Below are 19,702 nucleotides of genomic sequence, written 5' to 3'. Positions count from 1 at the left end.
TAAGGAGGAAATCAAATGCAGTATTCAGTTTGTGATATGAATAGTCAGCAAGTATTTGATATCTCTGAATCCTTGTGGCAGAAAAATTGTGACGAAAAACATATTTTGTTGCGTTATTTAGCCATTCCGATTCAAGAAAATGACGATACGCTATGGCTTGCAATTGATGATATGAATAATTTAAGTGCTTGTGAAATTTTTGCATTTATTGCGCATAAAACAATTGAACCTGTTTTGATTTCCTCCGATGAATTGAAGTACTTACTTAATCAACTTTCGCCGGAACAACAATCTTTATATGAAGAAACCGAGTTAAATTATCAATCGCCAGATAATTTAGAACTACTCAATCAAAATGATCCTATTATTCAGATTTTAGATAATTTATTTAAATTTTGCTTAAAGCAAAATGCTTCGGATATTCATTTTGAGCCACAAAAAGAGAAGTTACTGATTAGATTACGTATTGATGGGGTATTGCATATCTATAAAAGCTTATCGTTTAGTTTAGCCAATCGTATTATCACAAGGCTTAAACTCTTAGCTAAATTGGATATTAGTGAGACACGCTTACCACAAGACGGGCAGTTTAATTTTAAGACGGTAACAGCTGAGACATTAGATTTTCGAGTGTCCAGTTTACCGACTAGCTTCGGTGAGAAAATAGTCTTGCGCTTGCAAAAGAATAAGCCTACCCATTTTGATTTTTTGGAATTAGGTTTTTCGCCGGAACAAAAACAATTACTACTGGCAGCACTACATCAGCCACAAGGGCTAATTCTGGTGACAGGACCTACGGGTAGTGGCAAAAGTATTACTTTATATAGTGCGTTAAATTATTTAAATAATAGCGAACGGCATATTCTGACGGCAAGACCCGATTGAAATTGAGATAGAAGGGATTATCCAAACTCAAGTTAATCGTGCTATTCAATTGGATTTTAGTCAATTACTCAGAACATTTTTACGTCAGGATCCGGACATTATTATGTTAGGTGAAATCCGTGATCAGGAAAGTGCTGAAATCGCATTAAGAGCAGCGCAAACAGGACATCTTGTACTTTCTACTTTACATACGAATGATGCGCCGTCTGCGATTGAGCGTTTACTACAATTAGGGATTAAAGAGTATGAGATTAAGAATTCACTGCAACTGATTATCGCACAGCGTTTATTACGTAAACGTTGTCCGCAATGTGGCGGAAAAGGATGTGATAACTGTTATCACGGTTATAAAGGACGAACGGGAATTTATCAGTTATTGACGAAGCAAGGTAAATTTTTTGAAAAATCAACCGCTTATTTGGATTATGACAGCTTACGAGCCAGTGCCGAACAAAAGTTAGCGGCTAACATAACAACAGTAGACGAAGTAAAGCGGGTGTTAGGTGATGGTTAGTATTTTTGAATTTCACTGGAAAGCGAAGAATCGGTTCCAACAAAAACAAAGCGGTATTTTATTAGCCCAAAATCATGCTGAGGCAGAGCAAAAGCTCTTGGCAAAAGGCTATCAAGATATTCGTATTCAACGCAATTTTGCTTTTGCTCGACAGCCTAAAGCAGATGAAATTACTCAATTTATTGCGCAATTAGCATTATTGATTAACGCTTCCATTCCTTTTAAACAAGCGTTAATGATGCAGCAGGAAAATTGTACGAATATTAAATTATATCAGTGGCTACTTGCTTTGAATGCTGCTGTGACATCCGGATATAGTTTTTCTGCAAGTTTAGCGAAATTAGGGTGTTATTTTTCTAAGCAAGAAATCCAATTAATTCGTATTGGTGAACAAAGTGGTAAATTAGGTACTGTTTTGGATAATCTTGCTAAAACACGTAGCCAGTCCGAAAAATTAACGAAAAAAGTTAGAAAAATTATGTTTTATCCGCTGATTGTGTTAGTCATTTCATGTGTATTGACTCTAGGGCTGTTAGTATTCATTGTGCCTCAATTTGCCGACTTATATATGGATAAAGCACAAAGTTTACCATGGCTAACGTCATTATTGTTTTCTCTCTCTGCGTTTCTACGACAAAATGGGATATTCCTATGCTGTAGCGGTATAGTAGCGATGGGGATGTTGTTCTGTTTTGCAAAAAAATTCGGAAATTTGACCGCTTGTCAGATGCGTCTTTTGTCTTATATTCCCTTCTTTAATCAAGTTATTCGCTATATACGAATTATATTCTTTACTCAGAATTTGGCGTTAATGTTAAGTGCCCATCTGCATTTAGAGGCTGCCCTAAACGCTTTTTTATCTGAGAAAATGCACGATCGACTTTTACAGCAACAAATACGGCTTACATTATCTTTATTAAAACAGGGGTATAAATTTTCGGAAGGATTAAACCCGACTGTATTCACTTCTCAAGTAGTACAAATGATAGCAATAGGGGAGAAAAGTGCTAATTTAGCGGTGATGTGTACGCAGATTAGTGATATTTATCAGCTGAAATTAGATTATCAAATAGATTTGCTTTCACAATTACTTGAGCCGGTTTTAATGCTACTTATGGGTATCATTATTGGTACGGTTTTAATTGGGCTTTATTTGCCGATTTTTGACTTAGGGGGTCTCGTATAATGGAAGCGGTTGAATTTAATCGATTTTTTGCGACGCTGGTAGCATTTTTATTTGCATTTTGGTGTAAACGAGCCATCAAGTTATTTGCTAATCATATTAATCAACAAGTATATCAAGAATACAGTAGCTTATTGTCTCCTATACACAGTTATGATTATTTTAGTCAGCATTCAAAATTACAGCCCAAACAAAGTTATTTGGCTAATTTTTTCTTCTGGGCTTTTCCATTACTGATATTTCATATTCCTTCAACGACACTCGCATTTTTATTGATGATTTTGTTATTTTTGAGTGTGTTGGATTATTGTTACTATTTAACGGATATTCGTTATGTTATTGCGATATTCGTTTTGGCTCTGGTCTATGAACCAATGGCGGCACATATAGAAACCTTATTGGGTTGTATATTATTTTTTACCTGCCTTCATTACGGAATTTTGTGGTTCTGGAAGAAAGAAGCATTTGGTATAGGTGATAGCTTAGTGATTAGCTCAATTTCGCCTTTATTTAACATTGACGATATGTTGAAATTAATCTTACTGGCTTCTGTTTCCGGTTGTATTTATTATTTCGGCTATCAAGCCATAATGAAGCGTACTTTAGTAAAATTGCCTTTTATTCCTTTTATTAGCTTTTCGACTTTCGTACTAATTATTGATAAAATTTATGCCTAATTGTTAGTATGGGAATTAAAAATGACCTATGTAGTTGGTTTAACCGGCGGAATCGGAAGTGGTAAAACGACAGTTGCAAACTTATTTGCCGAACTCGGCGTACCATTAATTGATGCGGATATTGTTGCTCGCCAAGTGGTTGAAAAAGGTTCACCGTTATTGAGAAAAATTGCCGAGCATTTTGGCGATGAGATTTTAACTTCTCAGGGGGAATTGGATCGTGCTAAGTTACGCCAAATTATCTTTCATCAAGAACAAGAAAAAATATGGTTAAATAACTTATTACATCCTGCTATTCGTCAAGAAATGTTACGCCAAATTCAAGCGTGTTCAGCTCCTTATCTATTATTTGTGGTGCCGTTACTGATTGAAAATAACCTTACTGAATTTTGTGACCGAGTAATAGTGATTGATGTAGAGCCTACGGTTCAATTGGAACGAGCGACTAAGCGAGATCAAAGTAAGGTTGAAACGATTAAAAGCATTATGGCATCACAAGTAAGCCGAGAAGAGCGTTTACGATATGCGGACGATGTGATTGAAAATAATTTACCGCTGGAACAAGGTCTCGAAGTGATAAAAGCACGAGTCGCAATATTACACCAATCCTATTTAGATTTAGCTCAACAGAAGGAAAGCAAATGTCAGAAACTATCGTAAATTGTCCGACTTGTCATCAAGAAGTGATTTGGAAGCCGGAAAGTAAATATCGCCCGTTTTGTAGCGAACGTTGTCAATTGATCGATTTGGGTGAATGGGCAAATGAAGAAAAGCGTATTGCGGCAGTTGAAAATGATGTGATGACTTCTGATTTAGAAGGGCATTATTAACCAATAACTATGACGGAAGCTATGGCAAATTTATCATAAAATTTAACCGCTTGTAGTAGCTTCCGTTTTTATTTCTCTATTCAAAATAGGCGGAAAAGCGTTCTAATTCCAACCAAATTTCATCACTGAATTCTTGTTTTACTTTCTTTTCCAACTCAGCTAAACGCTGAATAAGTTGATACAATCTTTTATACGTTAAGCGTTGAGCTGCTGCTTGATAAAAAGGGCGACGATTTTGCCAGACCTTCAAGCGGTCAAATTCTGCACGTAAATTACCCATATATAACAGCTGATTGCTATTTTGTACTGGTTGCGGAGAGCGGGTAATTTCCAGTAGCACTAGTAGTTCTTTTTGAATAATACGTAACAAGACAACCGGCTGAACTTCCTCATTTTGTAAATGTTTTAAAATGCGTTCCGCACGGGCAATTTTTCCATCTAATAACGCATCAATCCATTGAAATGGTGAAAATTGTGCGGATTGTTCTACCACTTCTTTAGCGCGAACCAGTGAAATTTTTCCGTCGTTAAAGCGGAGTTGCAGCATTTGTAACGCTTGTTTTAGCGCTAATAAATTTCCTTCATAGCTATAACAAAGCAACTGAACTGCTTCCGGCTCAATCTGTAGTTCCATTGTTTTGGCTCGTTGTAAAAGCCAGTTTGGTAATTTTGCGATTTCTGGTGTTTGGCAATTGACTTGCACAGTTTGTGCTTCAATTTGGCTGAACCATGCTTGTTTTTCCATTGTCTTACTGAATTTTGGTAAGCAAAGGATAAGCAATAAATCCGCATGGCTAAAACGGCATAACTCCGCAACATTTTTCATTTGTGCTGCGGTTGGCGCTTCCGCCAGGTTGAGAATAATAATTTGGCGGTTAAAGAACAAACCGTTTGATTGGGCCGCCTCAAAAAGATCTTCCCATTTAGTGTCATTTGCAATGCTGACTTCTTGTTTCTCATCGAAATCGGCTAAACGAGCAGCTTGTACGATATGATCTTTACTTTCGTTCAGTAATAACAGATCGTTCCCGGTCAAGAGATAAAAAGGGGAGAGACTTTTGGATAAAACGGTAGGAAGTGCTTCAGGGAAAACTTTTTGCATATTGAAAACCACGGATTACACGGATAAACACGGATTACCTGCTTGTAAAAAAGTGCAAGATTTAACCGCTTGTTTGCGTGAAATCCGTGTTATCTGTGGTTAATGAATTACTTAGCTTGATTTAATTCTTTATGTAAACCAGCCATTTTGATAATTAATTGGCGAGAAGCTTGCTCATACATATCTTTCATAATCATTTCTTGTTCTGCCGATTTTGCCAATGCGGCACGAGAGTCATCAAAGAAAGTACGGTGAACGGAAACTTCTAACGGATATGCGCCTTTTTTCGGTACATCCACGATTGCTTGTACATTTAACGTGAGTAATTTTTCCGCTTCACGCGCTTGTTTAAACACTGAAACGACTTTACTGCCGCTTGAAGCACCAACAAGACGTAATTTAGCGACGCCTTCCGTTGCGGAAACTAATTCTACATCGTTAAGTTGTAGTTGATGACGTAAAGTACGTGACATATCGCTATGCTGATCGGCACTTTCAAATGTCAGTGTACGCAGATCTTGCGGTAGCACTTCATTGTTTTTGAAGTGCCAACCGCAAGCGGTTAAACCGAGAACGGCTAAAAGAGAGAGTTTTTTTAACATTGGGAACTCCAATCAAAATAGGGGTGTAGAGAAGTGCTACATATACCCATTTCCGTAATATTCACAATAAAGGGCGAACATAGTTCGCCCTCATTGCTATTAGGCTTTTACCGCAAAACTTAACATTTTATACGGTACATAGATTTCTTTCACGATTTCTACGCCTTCTAAGAATTTCGCTACGTTTGCATCTGCTTTCGCAATTGCTTTAACTTCATCTTCGGTTGCTGTTGCTGAAACGGTAACTTTACCACGTACTTTACCGTTTACTTGTACTACAACCAATTTTTCGTCTTCAACCATTGCTGATTCATCTGCAACCACCCATGGTGCGAAGTCAATTGTATCGTTGTTACCTAATGCTTGCCATAACTCGAAGCAGATATGTGGCGTAATTGGGTAAAGCATACGTACTACAGCACTAAGTGCTTCCGCCATTACCGCTTTATCTTGATCATTGTCGAGTGAAGCTTTTGTCAGCTTGTTCATCAATTCCATAATCGCCGCAATTGCGGTGTTGAATGTTTGACGGCGACCGATATCATCAGATACTTTCGCAATGGTTTTGTGTACGTCACGGCGAAGTTCTTTTTGTGCTTTGCTTAATGCTGCTACATCTAATGCTGCTGTCGCAGGATTTTGGCTGTATTCATACACTAAATTCCACACACGACCTAAGAAGCGTTTTGCACCTTCCACACCGGATTCTTGCCATTCAAGCGTCATTTCTGCCGGTGAAGCGAACATCATAAATAAACGTACTGTATCCGCACCGTATTTTTCCACCATTTCTTGCGGGTCGATACCGTTGTTTTTCGATTTCGACATTTTGGTCATACCGCTATGTACTAATTCACGACCTTCCGGATCAGTCGCTTTGATGATACGACCTTTCTCATCACGCTCAAGTGTTACCTGTGTTGGGCTAACCCAAATACGCTCGTTAGTCGGGCTGGTATAGTAGAACGCATCCGCAAGTACCATACCTTGGCATAAAAGTTTGGTTGCCGGTTCGTCAGAATTTAAAATGCCCGCATCACGTAATAATTTGTGGAAGAAACGGAAGTAGAGCAAGTGCATCGTTGCGTGTTCGATACCGCCGATATATTGATCGACTGGTAACCAGTAATTCGCTTCATCCGAATCTAACATACCTTCGTGATATTGTGGGCAAGTATAACGTGCATAATACCAAGACGATTCCATAAAGGTATCGAATGTATCGGTTTCTTTTAACGCAGGTTTGCCGTTGTAAGTGGTTTTCGCCCACTCAGGATCAGCTTTGATCGGGCTTTGTACGCCGTTCATTACCACATCTTCAGGCAGAATTACCGGTAAATCTTGCATCGGCACTGTTACTACTTCGCCGTCTTCGGTAGTCATCATTGGAATTGGCGCACCCCAGTAACGCTGACGAGACACACCCCAGTCACGCAGACGGAAGTTTACTTGGCGTTTACCTACTTTCATCGATTCTAATTTATCGGCAATCGCATTGAATGCACCATTGAAGTCCAAGCCGTCAAATTCCATTGAATTGATGAGCTTGCCGTGTTCGGTGTAAGCTGCTTTTGAGAAATCCCATTCAGAACCATCAAGCGGTTGAATTACTTGATTAATTTGCAAACCGTATTTTTGCGCAAATTCAAAGTCACGCTCATCGTGTGCAGGTACAGCCATTACCGCACCAGTACCGTAGTGCATTAACACAAAGTTCGCAACCCAAACCGGTACTTCTTTACCTGTTAACGGATGGATAGCAAATAAGCCTGTCGCCATCCCTTTTTTCTCCATTGTTGCTAGTTCTGCTTCAGCAACTTTGGTGTTTTTCGCTTCACGAATAAATTCTGCAAGTGCAGGGTTGTTTTCCGCTGCTAATTCCGCTAATGGATGAGCTGCGGCAATCGCAACATAGCTCACACCGAAGAATGTATCCGGACGAGTGGTGTAAACAGGTAATTCTGCGTTTGAACCGGCGATTTTGAAGGTAATTTCAACCCCTTCAGAACGACCGATCCAGTTACGTTGCATAGTTTTTACTTGATCAGGCCATTGCGGAAGATTATCTAAATGATTTAATAATTCTTCCGCGTAGTCTGTAATTTTGATAAACCATTGTGGGATTTCACGCTGTTCCACAGGCGTATCGCAACGCCAGCAACAACCTTCGTGAACTTGCTCGTTTGCAAGCACAGTTTCATCATTCGGGCACCAGTTTACAGTAGAGGTTTTTTTATACACTAAACCTTTTTTATAAAGCTCAGTGAAGAACCATTGTTCCCATTTATAGTATTCCGGTCGGCAAGTGGTTACTTCACGATCCCAGTCGTAAGAAAAGCCCAACATTTTGAGTTGACCTTTCATATATTCAATATTTTCGTATGTCCATTTTGCCGGAGCGGTATTATTTTTTACTGCCGCACCTTCCGCCGGTAAACCGAATGCGTCCCAACCCATCGGTTGTAATACGTTTTTACCGATCATTCGTTGATAACGAGAAACCACATCACCGATAGTATAGTTACGCACGTGACCCATATGTAATTTACCTGATGGATACGGCAACATTGAAAGGCAATAGTATTTCTCTTTTGTAACATCTTTAACTGCTTTAAAAACTTTATTTTCTGCCCAGAATTGCTGAACTTTAGGCTCAATTGCACTTGGGTTATATTGTTGTTGCATAAATTTTGACCTTTAAAACTTATCGAAAAAAATTGTATCTAGCATACCGTAAAAATGCCTTTTTTTGAATGGAAAGCGGTAGGTTTTTAGGGATTTTTTGCAAGTTTGTATAAAAAACAATGCCCTTTGGGAAAACCTAAAGGACATTATCTTATCGATTTTTGATTTTATTATTTTATAGCTCTGATATCACAATTCAAAATATCGAAAAGCGCAAATCTTTAGTTTGTGATCGCTAAATAAATACAATAGCCAAAGGTACTCAAAAAGAACAAATCCAAAATAATCATATTTCCTCCACTATGGTATAGCAAAAATACATTAACATTTTCTTGAGTCAGGCATAACCTAACTTTATAGAGATAAGTGCTTCTACCAGTAAATGTTAGTAGATATAACCACGCGATTAATAGCCCCTAAAAAAGGTCATTTTGTTTGACATTTGTTCGGTGTTACCCGCAATAATTTTCACAAAGGGGTTTATGCACAGATTTAGTGTTACTTACCGTACAATGAGGGGGAAGTTGTTTAGCGTGGTTACAGTGATGTGATTGATTACCGCTATGTTTATCACAGCGATGATGGTGACGTTTACTCGCAGAATCCGAGTGATTACTTCCATTTTGAGTAAATTTGGGTAGGTTTTGGTCCTGTGCTTTATTCTGTAATTTAGAATGTTGTTTATTTTCTTGGTGATGAACAGATAAATGAGAAACAGCCTGAGTATTATTAATTTTATCAAGTTGTTTAGGAGAAAAAGACGAGCGAACAGAAATATGGTGTTCAACAGCTTCCATATCTGCTTGTGGTAATGGTGTCGCTAAATTATTGCTTAAATACGCTTGCGTGGGCTTTTCTTTAATTAACGACAAGATAGAAGTTTGGGCATAAATTGTCGCCTTATGGATCGCATTTTCAGAATTTTGCTCTAATTTAACGGTACTTTGCGGCTCATTAGAAAAAAAAGTGATATATGCAATTACTAAACTAAATAATGCGCCACAAGAGTGACGAAAGAATTTATTAATTCCGCTAGCTTGTAAGGTTTTGGATACGTAATGCCAAACGAACCAAGTTGTTCCAATATACAAAATAAGCGAAAACATAATTAATTCCCTATATAAGACCAAAAAACAAACGCTAAAGACCACGAACGATTTCTATTTATATAAGGTATGTCGGGTTTTTCAGATTATAGCGTTATAGATACTAGTCATTAAAATCCTTATGGTAAGACCTCCACATTGGAAGAACTTTAAGTCTATACTGTTTTTATATTATAAATGTTGATTTAAATCAATGAAATTATGTTGTTTTACGGAACTTTTTTAATTTTGATGTTTTTGTTAAAAATGACTTATGAATGACCGCCCGCTAAATTTTCAGAAACTTTAGTAAAGTTGACAATTTATTACCGCAATAGAAATTTTGTGATACTCATCAAAAAACGATAGTTTTGTTGTAGCTTTTTCGCTATGTGGTTAGATAATACATATAAGGAAGTACCACTAATGAAGGAGAATCATATATGAAAAATATGTTATTGATGAGCGGTTCAAAATATAAAGATACAGCTTATTTAGTGCATACTTTGCCTTGGTTAGCACAATTTTTAGCTGACTATAAAGGCAAGAAAGTGGCTTTTGTGCCTTATGCAGGCGTACGCCGTTCTTTTGATGAATATGAAACGACCGTAAAAAACGCATTACAAGCTTTAGAGGTTGAAATCGTATCGGTGCATCGAGCCAAACAACATCGCAATATTATCGAACAAGCGGATGTGATTGCGATTGGTGGCGGTAATACTTTCTGCTTATTGAAGCAAATGTATGAACATAATTTACTGGATGCTATCCGAGCCAAAGTAAATAGCGGAGCGCCTTATTTCGGCTGGAGTGCCGGTGCAAATGTTGCTGGTAGTTCTATTATGACCACTAATGATATGCCGATTACTTACCCACCGTCTTTTAATGCGTTAAATCTCTTTCCACATCAAATTAATCCACATTTTATTTCCGGCAAAATGCAAGGACATAATGGCGAGAGTCGAGAAGAGCGCTTGGAAGAATTTTTGATCGTTAACCCCCAAGCTCAGGTTTATGCGCTGCCGGAAGGGACCGCATTACATATTCAAGGTGAACAAGCTACTGTAATCGGTGCGCAAGATATTCTCTGTTTTAGTGAAAAAATGCAGCTTGATACTAAAGCGGTAAATTCAACATTTAACTACTAAGGAATTTTTATGGATGAGTTAAAACCTTTTGTTGCTGTGATAGGTATCTTAGCAACGATTTATCTGCTAATTAAAAAATATGAAACCCGAACGGTATTAATTGGTATCGGTTTATTGATGTCGGTTGTGACGCTTAATCCGATGGGGGCACTAGATGCCTTTGCTAAATCAATGACTTCAAGCGGTCTTATTATGGCGATTTGTTCCAGTATGGGTTTTGCTTATGTAATGAAATACACCCAATGTGATACGCATTTAGTCCATTTACTTACTAAACCGTTAAGCGGTTTGAAATTCTTTTTGATTCCGATTGCAACGATTCTGACTTTCTTTATCAATATTGCAATTCCTTCTGCGGCAGGTTGTGCGGCCGCAGTGGGCGCAACCTTAATTCCGGTATTAAAAAGTGCGGGAGTTCGCCCGGCAACAGCTGGAGCGGCAATTTTAGCCGGAACATTCGGGTCGATGATGAGCCCGGGTTCTTCCCATTCGGCAATGATTAGTGAAATGTCAAATTTAACCATTACCGAAGTGAATTTAGCCCACGCGCCTTACACAACGATTGCCGGTGCTATTGGTGCGGTTGTTTTAACCGTGATGGCAGTTATTTTGAAAGATTACGGTGAGGAACACCGTAAAGCCTATTTAGCTGAACATCAAAATGCAGAAACTAAATTTAGCGGTGTAAATCCGCTATATGCGCTCGCACCGTTATTACCGTTAATTATTCTTGTTATCGGCGGGACGGAATTACAAAAGACACCGGGCTTAGAATGGACCCAAATGGGCGTGCCGCAAGCGATGTTAATCGGTGCGATTTATGCGATTATCGTGACACGTATTTCGCCGGTTAAAATTACCGAAGAATTTTTCAACGGTATGGGGAATTCGTATGCCAATGTATTAGGTATTATTATTGCAGCAAGTGTGTTTGTTTCAGGCTTAAAAGCAACCGGTGCGGTGGACTCTGCAATTGAATTCCTTAAACACTCAAATGAATTTGTGCGTTGGGGAGCGACTATCGGGCCATTCTTAATGGGAATTGTGACCGGCTCGGGTGATGCGGCGGCAATTGCGTTTAATACTGCAGTAACACCACACGCAGTGGAATTAGGTTATACCCATGTGAATTTAGGGATGGCGGCAGCGATTGCCGGTGCTATCGGCCGTACGATGTCACCGATTGCCGGGGTAACGATTGTTTGCGCAGGATTGGCAATGGTTAGTCCGGTCGAAATGGTAAAACGTACCGCACCGGGTATGATTTTAGCAACGTTATTTTTAGCGTTGTTTATGCTGTAATGTAACAATAAAAAAATAAGCGGTCTGAATTTGCAAAAAATTAACAAATTCAGACCGCTTGTGTTTATTTCAGTAGAGTAATTAAGCGGTAATCACTTCCACACCGCCCATATATGGACGTAATACTTCTGGAACAGTGATCGAACCGTCAGCATTTTGATAGTTTTCAAGTACTGCAACTAAAGTACGACCCACCGCTAAACCTGAACCGTTTAAGGTGTGGACTAAGCGAGTTTTCTTGTCGCCTTTCGCTTTGCAACGTGCAGACATACGGCGAGCTTGGAAATCCCACATATTTGAGCAAGAAGAAATCTCACGGTAAGTGTTTTGTGCTGGTAACCAAACTTCTAAATCGTAAGTTTTCGCCGAACCGAAGCCCATATCGCCGGTACATAGTAAAACTTTACGGTATGGTAAGCCTAAAAGTTGTAATACTTTTTCAGCGTGACCAGTTAATTCTTCTAATGCTTCCATTGATTTTTCCGGAGCAACGATTTGTACCATTTCTACTTTTTCAAATTGGTGCATACGGATTAAACCGCGTGTATCACGCCCATAAGAACCTGCTTCAGAACGGAAACACGGCGTGTGTGCCGTATAACGTAACGGTAAGCTGTCTTCATCAATAATTTCGTCACGTACTAAGTTAGTTACCGGTACTTCTGCCGTTGGAATTAAGCTGAACGGACGTTGCGTTTCATTCGGGTCTTGACCGGTTAATGGTTGAGTATGGAATAAATCTTCGCCGAATTTTGGTAATTGACCAGTACCGAACAGCGTATCGTGGTTGACTAAGAACGGTACGTTTGTTTCCACATAGCCGTGTTGTTCAGTGTGAAGATCTAACATAAATTGCGATAAGGCACGGTGTAAACGAGCAAGTTTGCCTTTCATCACTACAAAACGGCTAGCAGTTAATTTTACGCCGGCAGCAAAATCTAAACCGTTTAACGCTTCGCCTAATGCCACGTGATCTTTTACTTCAAAGTCAAATTGACGAGGTTCGCCCCAACGTGACACTTCTAAGTTTTCCGTGTCGTCTTTACCTAACGGCACTTCGTCAGCAGGTAAGTTTGGCACAGATAAGAGTAACTCACGAATTTCCGCTTGTACTTGGTCTAAAGCGGCTTTCGCTTCGTTTAATTCGTTACCCATATTATCTACTTCCGCTAATAACGCAGAAATATCTTCGCCGCGAGCTTTTGCCGCACCGATGTTTTTCGAACGGGCATTACGTTCCGCTTGTAAGGTTTCTGTTTTTACTTGAAGTGTTTTGCGTTGTTCTTCCAATGCTTTTACACGCTCTACATCAAGGGTAAAACCACGTTTAACTTTAAGTGCATTTGCAACATCGTCTAAATTAGTACGAAGAAGATTTTGGTCGATCATTTTTTATTCCTTAATTTTTAATTGTGACTACGGACGGCACAGGCAACACGGAGATGCAAAAAACGTGTCAAATTTGACCGCTTGTTCCGTGCTTGCTGTTATCCGTAGTTTTGAAATTAGCCACGATTTGCGTTTTTCATAATACGCTGTTTCGCTACTTGCCATTCACGGTCTTTAATGTCTTCACGTTTATCGTGGAGTTTTTTACCTTTTGCCACGCCGACTTTCACTTTCGCCCACGCATTTTTCCAGTAGAGCGATAATGCCACAACCGTCATGCCGTCTCGATTTACTTTACCGAATAGCGAATCTAGTTCACGTTTATTCAATAGCAATTTACGGGTGCGAGTCGGATCACAAACAATGTGAGTGGAAGCCATATTTAATGGCGTGATAGTTGCACCGAATAGAAATGCTTCGCCGTTACGAAATGTCACGTAACTGTCACCGATATTCGCCTTACCGGCACGCAGCGATTTTACTTCCCAGCCTTGTAATTCTAAGCCGGCTTCAATTTCTTCTTCGATAAAATATTCATGACGAGCACGTTTATTTAGTGCAATCGTATTCGAAGCTACTTTTGGTTTTTTTGCCATAATTTAAAAAGATTGAGAAAAATTTATAAGATTCTACCGCAAAGCCGCCTAACAGTGAACAGCAACCGTTTAAAATCAAGTAACAAGCGGTTAAATTTGCGAAAAATTTTGCAAAAATAACCGCTTGTGATTGCTATTCCAACATATCTGCCAATAAGAATTGTAATACTGCATCCATACGCAAATGCGGAATTGGTTCGCCATAGGCGAGCGGTTTAGGTTCGAATTGGTCGAACTCAAAGCGGTTAAACTGCCAATAGTTTGTATCAGGCAAACGGCTTGGTACCGTGCCGGGGTAAAGCGTCACTTGTTTTTTATCGGTTGAACGAATGCCTCGAATCGCTTTAATTTGCGTACCGTTTTGGGTAACCACCACCGGATCGGTCGCTCGAATTGCCGAAATAGCGTGATAGTCGGTTTCAATACCGTCAAAAGCGGCGTGTCGTCCGCCTTCCTGCACTAATTGACGCATCAGACTTTCCAAATTCGGCAGTTGATCGCTGGTGATATGATCCGCTTTGGTTGCGACAAATAATAGCTTATCGATATTGGACGAAAACAGGCGGTGAAATAACGAACGATTGCCATAATGAAAATGTTTAAACAATTGCTGCAAGCCGATTTTCATTTCTAAAAATGCCTCTAAGCCGTGGTTTAACGGCGTTAAACAATCGGCAAGAATCACTTGGCGGTCGAATTGTGAAAAATAGTCTTCATAAAACGGTTTAACAATCTTTTGCTGATACTGATTATAACGTTTTTTAAGCATTTGGAAGGTACTGTTTGCTGGGGCGTTCTCAAGTTTTTCCCAATCAGCTTCAGTTACATCCAGCAACGGGAAAAACTGAAAAACAGGTGCACCTTTTGAATTTTCGCTTGGCAATACAAATCGCCCCGGCTGAATATATTGCATACCGGCTTGTTTACATTCCAACAAATAAGCGGTGTAAATTTCACTTAATTCGGCAAGTTGGTTTTCGTCTGCTTTAGCAAAAAGATCTAATTTTTTGACCGCTTGTAACCAAGGCTGCGCCAGTTCTGCACGTTTTCCTTTATGCACTAATTGCTGAGCTTGCGACCATTGCTTGAAAGATTGCGAGAGTAGCGGTAAGTCTAACAGCCACTCGCCCGGATAATCGAAAATATCCAAGTAGAGCGTACCGGTTTCTTTTAAATGTTTGATTAAACCGTCTTGGCGTTGGTAACGGATCGCTAAACGAATTTCACTGATACCGGTGGTGGAAGGCGCCCATACCGGCGGATCATTTTCCAAACATTGGCGGTTTTTATCGTATTCAAAACGGGGAATAGTCAAGTCGCCCTGTTCAACTCGCTTTACCGAAAGGATTTGCCCGTTGCGAGCCGCTCCAAATAAATTGACGTGCGCATGGCTATCTTTATTGATATGCAATAGCTGATCGACAAAACTGGTAATAAAGGCGGTTTTGCCGCTGCGACTTAAACCGGTCACGGCAAGGCGAAGATGATTATCTAAACCACGTTGCACAAATTTATGCAGTTTGCTTTGGATTTTGTTAAACATTTCTCGAATACGCTGTAAATTGCTAAAATAAAACAAATTATACAACTAAATAAATGGGATACCTTAATGGAAAATGAAATCGAGCTAAAAATCATGCTAAAAGCGGAGAATGTAGAAGCATTGGCGGATTGGTTTACGCAACAAAATGTTTTATCGCAAGCGACCGATATATTAGGGAACACTTATTTTGATACGCCGGAACAGTTTTTTGCCCAGCAAAAAATGGGGTTGCGAGTGCGTAACCATAATCAAAAGTACGAGATGACTTTAAAAACGAAGGGTGAAATTGTCGATGGCTTGCATATTCGCCCTGAATATAACTTACCGTTGGAAAGTTATCAGCCGGATTTCAAGCGGTTAAATTCGCACTTTAATTTGCAAATTCAGCAAGCGGAACAGATTGCGCAGCAGCTTTCGCCAACTTTTAGTACCGATTTTACTCGCCGTAAATGGCTAATTGGGCTTAATCAATCGCAAATTGAAGTGGCTTTGGATCAAGGTATTATAAAAAATAGTTTTGGTGAGGAAGCGATTTGCGAATTAGAGCTGGAACTTAAAAGCGGCAGCTTAACTGATATATTGGCTTTACTAAAACAAATTCCACGCCAAGACGGTATGTGGTTTAGCAATTTAAGTAAAGCGCAACGAGGCTATTTAGTTGGACAAACGGTTAAATTTAAGCAACAAATTAGCAAAGCGATCGAGAATAGTTCCGGTGAGGCATTACTGCAACAATTAGCGGATTATATTCGTACCGTTAAACAAGATTTAGAAGTATTAGATTACTTTAAGCAATTAGCGGGTTTGCCACTGAACAGTTGGGCACAAGCACAGCAATATTTAACAAGCAAAACCTATTTTGAAGAAAATCTAGCAAAAATCGAACAACGTTTAGCAAAAAACTAAAAAAAACGCCACGGTATAAGTGGCGTTTTGCTTATTTATTTTACAACTTCAAATGGTTGTGGAGGGAATACTACATCGTTCACTTGAATCGTGAGACTATATTTCCCAGTTGGGTCAGTCTTTTCAAAGCCCCAACATTTGTCTAAACGTTCGTTATTTGAACTTTTTAATAATGTGGTAATGCGGTGAGTTTGTTGATCAGATGTTGAAACCACATTACCGTCTTCAGACGTTACTTTTAAGGTTGAAGGGGCTTGTAAAACTTCAATCACTTGGTTAGACGCTTTAAACGGCATATTAAATGCAACCCAACAGAGTTGGTGTTTTTTGCTGAGTGAAAGCTGATTGTTTGCTACCGGGCTTGGCACGTTACTGCTCATATCTAAAACTTGCATTCTCAGCATTGGCTGAGTGTTAACCGCCGGTTTAGTTTCTGCATAGCTTGAAATGCTTACCGCAGTAAGTGCAAGTGCAAGTGCAAATAATTTTTTCATGAATTGTTCTCCGAAGTATTTTTTTGATGTGCTTCTCTTAGACGATTAGCAATAATTTGAATTGCTTCACCACTGCTCACGCCTTGTGCCATCAGTTCTTGAATTTGTTCTACCGCAGCTTGTTGCTGTTCGTGTGTTAAAGAAAGTAATGCGTTATCCATATTTGCTCTTATCAGATTGAAAAAAAATTGGGAAGTTCCAGTTAAACGTAATAAATAAATTTTGCCATTGTTCATCAAGCGGTGCAAAAATTTCGATTTTTTGCGCTGTTTTCGGATGCGTAAATTTCAAAAAATGTGAATGTAGCATTAATCGGTCGCAACCGGTTTTCTCGGTTAGGGTACGATTTTGGTGCAAGTCACCATATTTAGTATCGCCCATAATCGGATGAAATAGATGTTTCATATGGCGGCGCAATTGGTGTTTGCGTCCGGTTTTCGGTAATAATTCAACCAAACTGTAACGTGCGGTTTGATGTTTGCCTGCCGGATAGGGCATTTCGACACTTGCAAGATTTTGGTAAAAAGTGACCGCTTGTTGGGCTTCTTTCGGTTGCGAAAACTTATCGGCAATTTTGTCTAAAATCACTTTTAGCGGATAATCGATCTCGCCTTTATCAAGCAGATAGCCTCGTACCACTGCTAAATAGCCTTTCTCCATTTGATGTTGTTCAAATTGTTCACTCATCAGGCGAGCCATTTCACTATTTAATGCAAACAATAACACGCCGGAAGTAGGTCGATCTAAGCGATGAATGGGGAAGACGTGCTGACCGATTTGATCACGTAAGGTTTGCATCGCAAATTGCGTTTCATGTTTATCCAGCCATGAGCGGTGGACTAACATTCCAGCCGGTTTGTTGATTGCAATCAGTTCATCATCACGGTATAAAATTTCAAGTTCCATTTAGTCCTTTAATAATAATTCAATCAATAACACCGGCTGATGAATCGCTTTTAAATAGCTTTCGTCTTTTAGAGCTTCTTCCAAGTAAGGCGTAATCGAAAAGTTGCGTGGTAAATCCGCACCGGCGTCTAAAAGTGCGTGCATACGGGGAATAAAAATCCATTGTAACCATTGAGTCGGGCTAAGCGTTCCAATACAAAACGGCTGATCGTTCGCTAAATCTTCCAAGCTCGGTGCAACTGCATCCCATTGTTTGTGAGTGCGCAACGCAATTTCTAAATCGGTTAAGTGTTGTCTAACTTTGGTTTTCATCATAATTGGCAATTGATAAATAAAAATAAGTACCGTATTCTACCATTATCTGTGTTATCCACCAATTCATAATAAAAAGAGAAAATATGCAAAATCAGCCAACTATTCTGCAAAAAATCGTACAAGATAAAGCCGTTTGGATAGAACAAAAACAAAAAGAATTTCCACTTTCACAATTCCAACATCAAATTGTTCATACTGACCGAGATTTTTATGCGGCATTAGCGACAGCTTCGCACCAAGTGCCTGCGTATATTTTAGAGTGTAAAAAGGCTTCACCTTCCAAAGGACTGATTCGTGCCGAGTTTGATTTGGATGCGATTGCGCAGGTCTATAAACATTACGCTTCCGTGATTTCTGTGCTGACCGACGAGCAATATTTTCAGGGCGATTTTCGTTATATTGATCAAGTTAAGCGTCAAACAACGCAACCTATTTTATGCAAAGATTTTATGATTTCGCCGTATCAGGTGTATTTGGCTCGTTATTCGAATGCGGATGCAATTTTGCTGATGCTATCGGTAGTTGATGACGAAACTTATCGCAGATTGGCGGACTTAGCACATTCTTTAGGTATGGGTGTTTTAACCGAAACCAGTACTGAGCAAGAATTTGAGCGAGCGTTAGCGTTAGGCGCAAAAGTGATTGGCGTGAATAACCGTGATTTACATACGCTGACGGTTGATATGAATCGCATTGTGCGTTTGGTAGAAAAATATCAGGATCAAATTTCGGCAGATGTCCGTTTGATTTCAGAATCAGGTATTTATGATCATTCACAGGTAAAAGCAATTAAGCCGTTTGCACACGCATTTTTGATCGGTAGCAGTTTGATGGGTAGTACGGATTTAAATAATACGGTACGTTCAGTAATTTTCGGTGAAAATAAAGTCTGCGGATTAACTCGTCCACAAGATGTAAAAGCGGTGTATGAAAACGGCTTTTTATATGGTGGATTAATTTTTGCTGAAAATTCGCCTCGCCAGTTATCGTTACGTCAAGCGCAAGAATTAGTGGTGAATGCACCATTGCGTTATGTCGGCGTATTCCAAAATCAAGCGGTCGAATTTATCGAAAAAATAGCAAAACAGCTTGAGTTATATGCGGTGCAATTACACGGTTCGGAAGATGAGGCCTATATTGCCGAACTTTCAGCAAAATTAGCCGGGAAAACGCAAATCTGGCAGGCAATTTCGGTGGATGTTCAAGCGGAAACGGTTATTTATCAAGATAATCCGTTAGTGGCACGTTATATCCTTGATAGCAAAAACGGTACGCAGCAGGGAGGCACAGGTAAAACATTTAACTGGCAGCTCATTCCGAACGAATTAAAACAAAAAGCAATGCTTGCCGGTGGGATTTCGGCTGAAAATATCGAACAGGCACTCGCGCAAGGCTGTTTAGGTGTCGATCTCAATTCCGGTGTAGAGCAGCGTAAAGGCGTAAAAGATTTAGCAAAAGTCACTGCTTGTGCGGAGAAAATTCTCAAAGCCTAAGAAGTGTGATAGACTTTGATCAATAACATTTAACAAAGAGAGGACAA

The 19,702-nt window shown here is 39.5% G+C and carries 19 protein-coding genes and 1 pseudogene; 9 read left to right on the top strand and 11 right to left on the bottom strand.

The features are described 5' to 3' along the window. The first annotated feature begins 15 nt into the window (after positions 1-15). The 5 genes and pseudogenes from EL121_RS01520 (at position 16) to yacG (ending at position 4,089) form a co-directional block, all read left to right on the top strand. Positions 16-1,399 (top strand): annotated as a pseudogene (locus EL121_RS01520) (GspE/PulE family protein). After that, a complete protein-coding gene (locus EL121_RS01515; protein WP_039197143.1) occupies positions 1,392-2,585 on the top strand; it encodes a type II secretion system F family protein in 1,194 nt (397 codons plus the stop codon). Before EL121_RS01520 ends, EL121_RS01515 begins: the two are co-directional and overlap by 8 nt. Then, on the top strand, positions 2,585-3,259 hold the full coding sequence (locus EL121_RS01510) for an A24 family peptidase (RefSeq protein ID WP_039197142.1): 675 nt from the start codon (positions 2,585-2,587) through the stop codon (positions 3,257-3,259). The genes EL121_RS01515 and EL121_RS01510 overlap by 1 nt, the downstream gene beginning before the upstream one ends. Before the next feature lie 21 nt (positions 3,260-3,280). Beyond that, positions 3,281-3,919, top strand: coding sequence for a dephospho-CoA kinase (gene coaE, locus EL121_RS01505; protein WP_039197141.1), 639 nt, complete (start codon positions 3,281-3,283; stop codon positions 3,917-3,919). Further along, complete coding sequence (yacG, locus tag EL121_RS01500) at positions 3,901-4,089, top strand: DNA gyrase inhibitor YacG (RefSeq protein ID WP_005623139.1); 189 nt, start codon at positions 3,901-3,903, stop codon at positions 4,087-4,089. The genes coaE and yacG overlap by 19 nt, the downstream gene beginning before the upstream one ends. 76 nt (positions 4,090-4,165) lie before the next feature. Here yacG and holA read toward each other — a convergent pair whose 3' ends face one another. The 4 genes from holA to EL121_RS01480 all read right to left on the bottom strand — a co-directional run bounded on the left by holA (position 4,166) and on the right by EL121_RS01480 (position 9,584). After that, positions 4,166-5,191 (bottom strand): DNA polymerase III subunit delta, encoded by a 1,026-nt coding sequence (holA, locus tag EL121_RS01495; protein ID WP_039197140.1) that lies wholly within the window; start codon positions 5,189-5,191, stop codon positions 4,166-4,168. 107 nt (positions 5,192-5,298) lie between these two features. Next, entirely contained in the window at positions 5,299-5,793 is a 495-nt protein-coding gene (locus tag EL121_RS01490) for an LPS-assembly lipoprotein LptE (RefSeq protein ID WP_005597385.1), read from the bottom strand. A 99-nt stretch (positions 5,794-5,892) separates the two neighbouring features. Next, positions 5,893-8,478 (bottom strand): leucine--tRNA ligase, encoded by a 2,586-nt coding sequence (gene leuS, locus EL121_RS01485; RefSeq protein WP_039197139.1) that lies wholly within the window; start codon positions 8,476-8,478, stop codon positions 5,893-5,895. Positions 8,479-8,930: 452 nt separating this feature from the next. Beyond that, on the bottom strand, positions 8,931-9,584 hold the full coding sequence (locus EL121_RS01480) for a hypothetical protein (protein ID WP_052190390.1): 654 nt from the start codon (positions 9,582-9,584) through the stop codon (positions 8,931-8,933). A 422-nt stretch (positions 9,585-10,006) separates the two neighbouring features. Between EL121_RS01480 and pepE the strand changes: the two genes are divergently transcribed. Together pepE and dcuC are read left to right on the top strand one after the other, a co-directional pair. Then, a complete protein-coding gene (pepE, locus tag EL121_RS01475; RefSeq protein WP_039197138.1) occupies positions 10,007-10,711 on the top strand; it encodes a dipeptidase PepE in 705 nt (234 codons plus the stop codon). Positions 10,712-10,720: 9 nt separating this feature from the next. After that, positions 10,721-12,013, top strand: coding sequence for a C4-dicarboxylate transporter DcuC (dcuC, locus tag EL121_RS01470; protein ID WP_039197137.1), 1,293 nt, complete (start codon positions 10,721-10,723; stop codon positions 12,011-12,013). 81 nt (positions 12,014-12,094) lie between these two features. Here the strand turns inward: dcuC and serS are convergent, their stop codons facing one another. From serS to EL121_RS01455, 3 genes are all read right to left on the bottom strand, one after another. After that, entirely contained in the window at positions 12,095-13,402 is a 1,308-nt protein-coding gene (gene serS, locus EL121_RS01465) for a serine--tRNA ligase (protein WP_039197136.1), read from the bottom strand. Positions 13,403-13,518: 116 nt separating this feature from the next. Beyond that, complete coding sequence (smpB, locus tag EL121_RS01460; RefSeq protein WP_005601189.1) at positions 13,519-13,998, bottom strand: SsrA-binding protein SmpB; 480 nt, start codon at positions 13,996-13,998, stop codon at positions 13,519-13,521. A 133-nt stretch (positions 13,999-14,131) separates the two neighbouring features. After that, positions 14,132-15,541 carry a YcjX family GTP-binding protein gene (locus EL121_RS01455; protein WP_039199016.1) on the bottom strand — a complete coding sequence of 470 codons (1,410 nt, stop codon included), beginning with the start codon at positions 15,539-15,541 and terminating at the stop codon, positions 14,132-14,134. A 66-nt stretch (positions 15,542-15,607) separates the two neighbouring features. Between EL121_RS01455 and EL121_RS01450 the strand changes: the two genes are divergently transcribed. Continuing rightward, positions 15,608-16,447: a CYTH domain-containing protein gene (locus EL121_RS01450; RefSeq protein WP_039197135.1), complete on the top strand. Its 840-nt coding sequence runs from the start codon at positions 15,608-15,610 to the stop codon at positions 16,445-16,447. A 35-nt stretch (positions 16,448-16,482) separates the two neighbouring features. Here EL121_RS01450 and EL121_RS01445 read toward each other — a convergent pair whose 3' ends face one another. The 4 genes from EL121_RS01445 to EL121_RS01430 are packed head-to-tail and all read right to left on the bottom strand — an operon-like array spanning position 16,483 to position 18,159. After that, positions 16,483-16,941: a hypothetical protein gene (locus EL121_RS01445; RefSeq protein WP_039197134.1), complete on the bottom strand. Its 459-nt coding sequence runs from the start codon at positions 16,939-16,941 to the stop codon at positions 16,483-16,485. Beyond that, positions 16,938-17,102, bottom strand: coding sequence for a YoaH family protein (locus tag EL121_RS01440; RefSeq protein ID WP_081978360.1), 165 nt, complete (start codon positions 17,100-17,102; stop codon positions 16,938-16,940). Before EL121_RS01440 ends, EL121_RS01445 begins: the two co-directional genes overlap by 4 nt. Next, a complete protein-coding gene (truC, locus tag EL121_RS01435; RefSeq protein WP_039197133.1) occupies positions 17,095-17,847 on the bottom strand; it encodes a tRNA pseudouridine(65) synthase TruC in 753 nt (250 codons plus the stop codon). The genes EL121_RS01440 and truC overlap by 8 nt, the downstream gene beginning before the upstream one ends. After that, positions 17,848-18,159 (bottom strand): YqcC family protein, encoded by a 312-nt coding sequence (locus EL121_RS01430; protein ID WP_005623108.1) that lies wholly within the window; start codon positions 18,157-18,159, stop codon positions 17,848-17,850. 86 nt (positions 18,160-18,245) lie between these two features. Here EL121_RS01430 and trpCF point away from each other — a divergent pair, with 86 nt between their 5' ends. Further along, on the top strand, positions 18,246-19,655 hold the full coding sequence (trpCF, locus tag EL121_RS01425) for a bifunctional indole-3-glycerol-phosphate synthase TrpC/phosphoribosylanthranilate isomerase TrpF (RefSeq protein ID WP_039197132.1): 1,410 nt from the start codon (positions 18,246-18,248) through the stop codon (positions 19,653-19,655). The last annotated feature ends 47 nt before the right edge of the window (positions 19,656-19,702 follow it).

Source organism: Actinobacillus equuli (assembly GCF_900636745.1).
Lineage (GTDB): Bacteria > Pseudomonadota > Gammaproteobacteria > Enterobacterales > Pasteurellaceae > Actinobacillus > Actinobacillus equuli.
The sequence above is the reverse complement of the archived record's forward strand: the minus strand, read 5'-3'. Positions and strand labels throughout refer to the sequence as shown.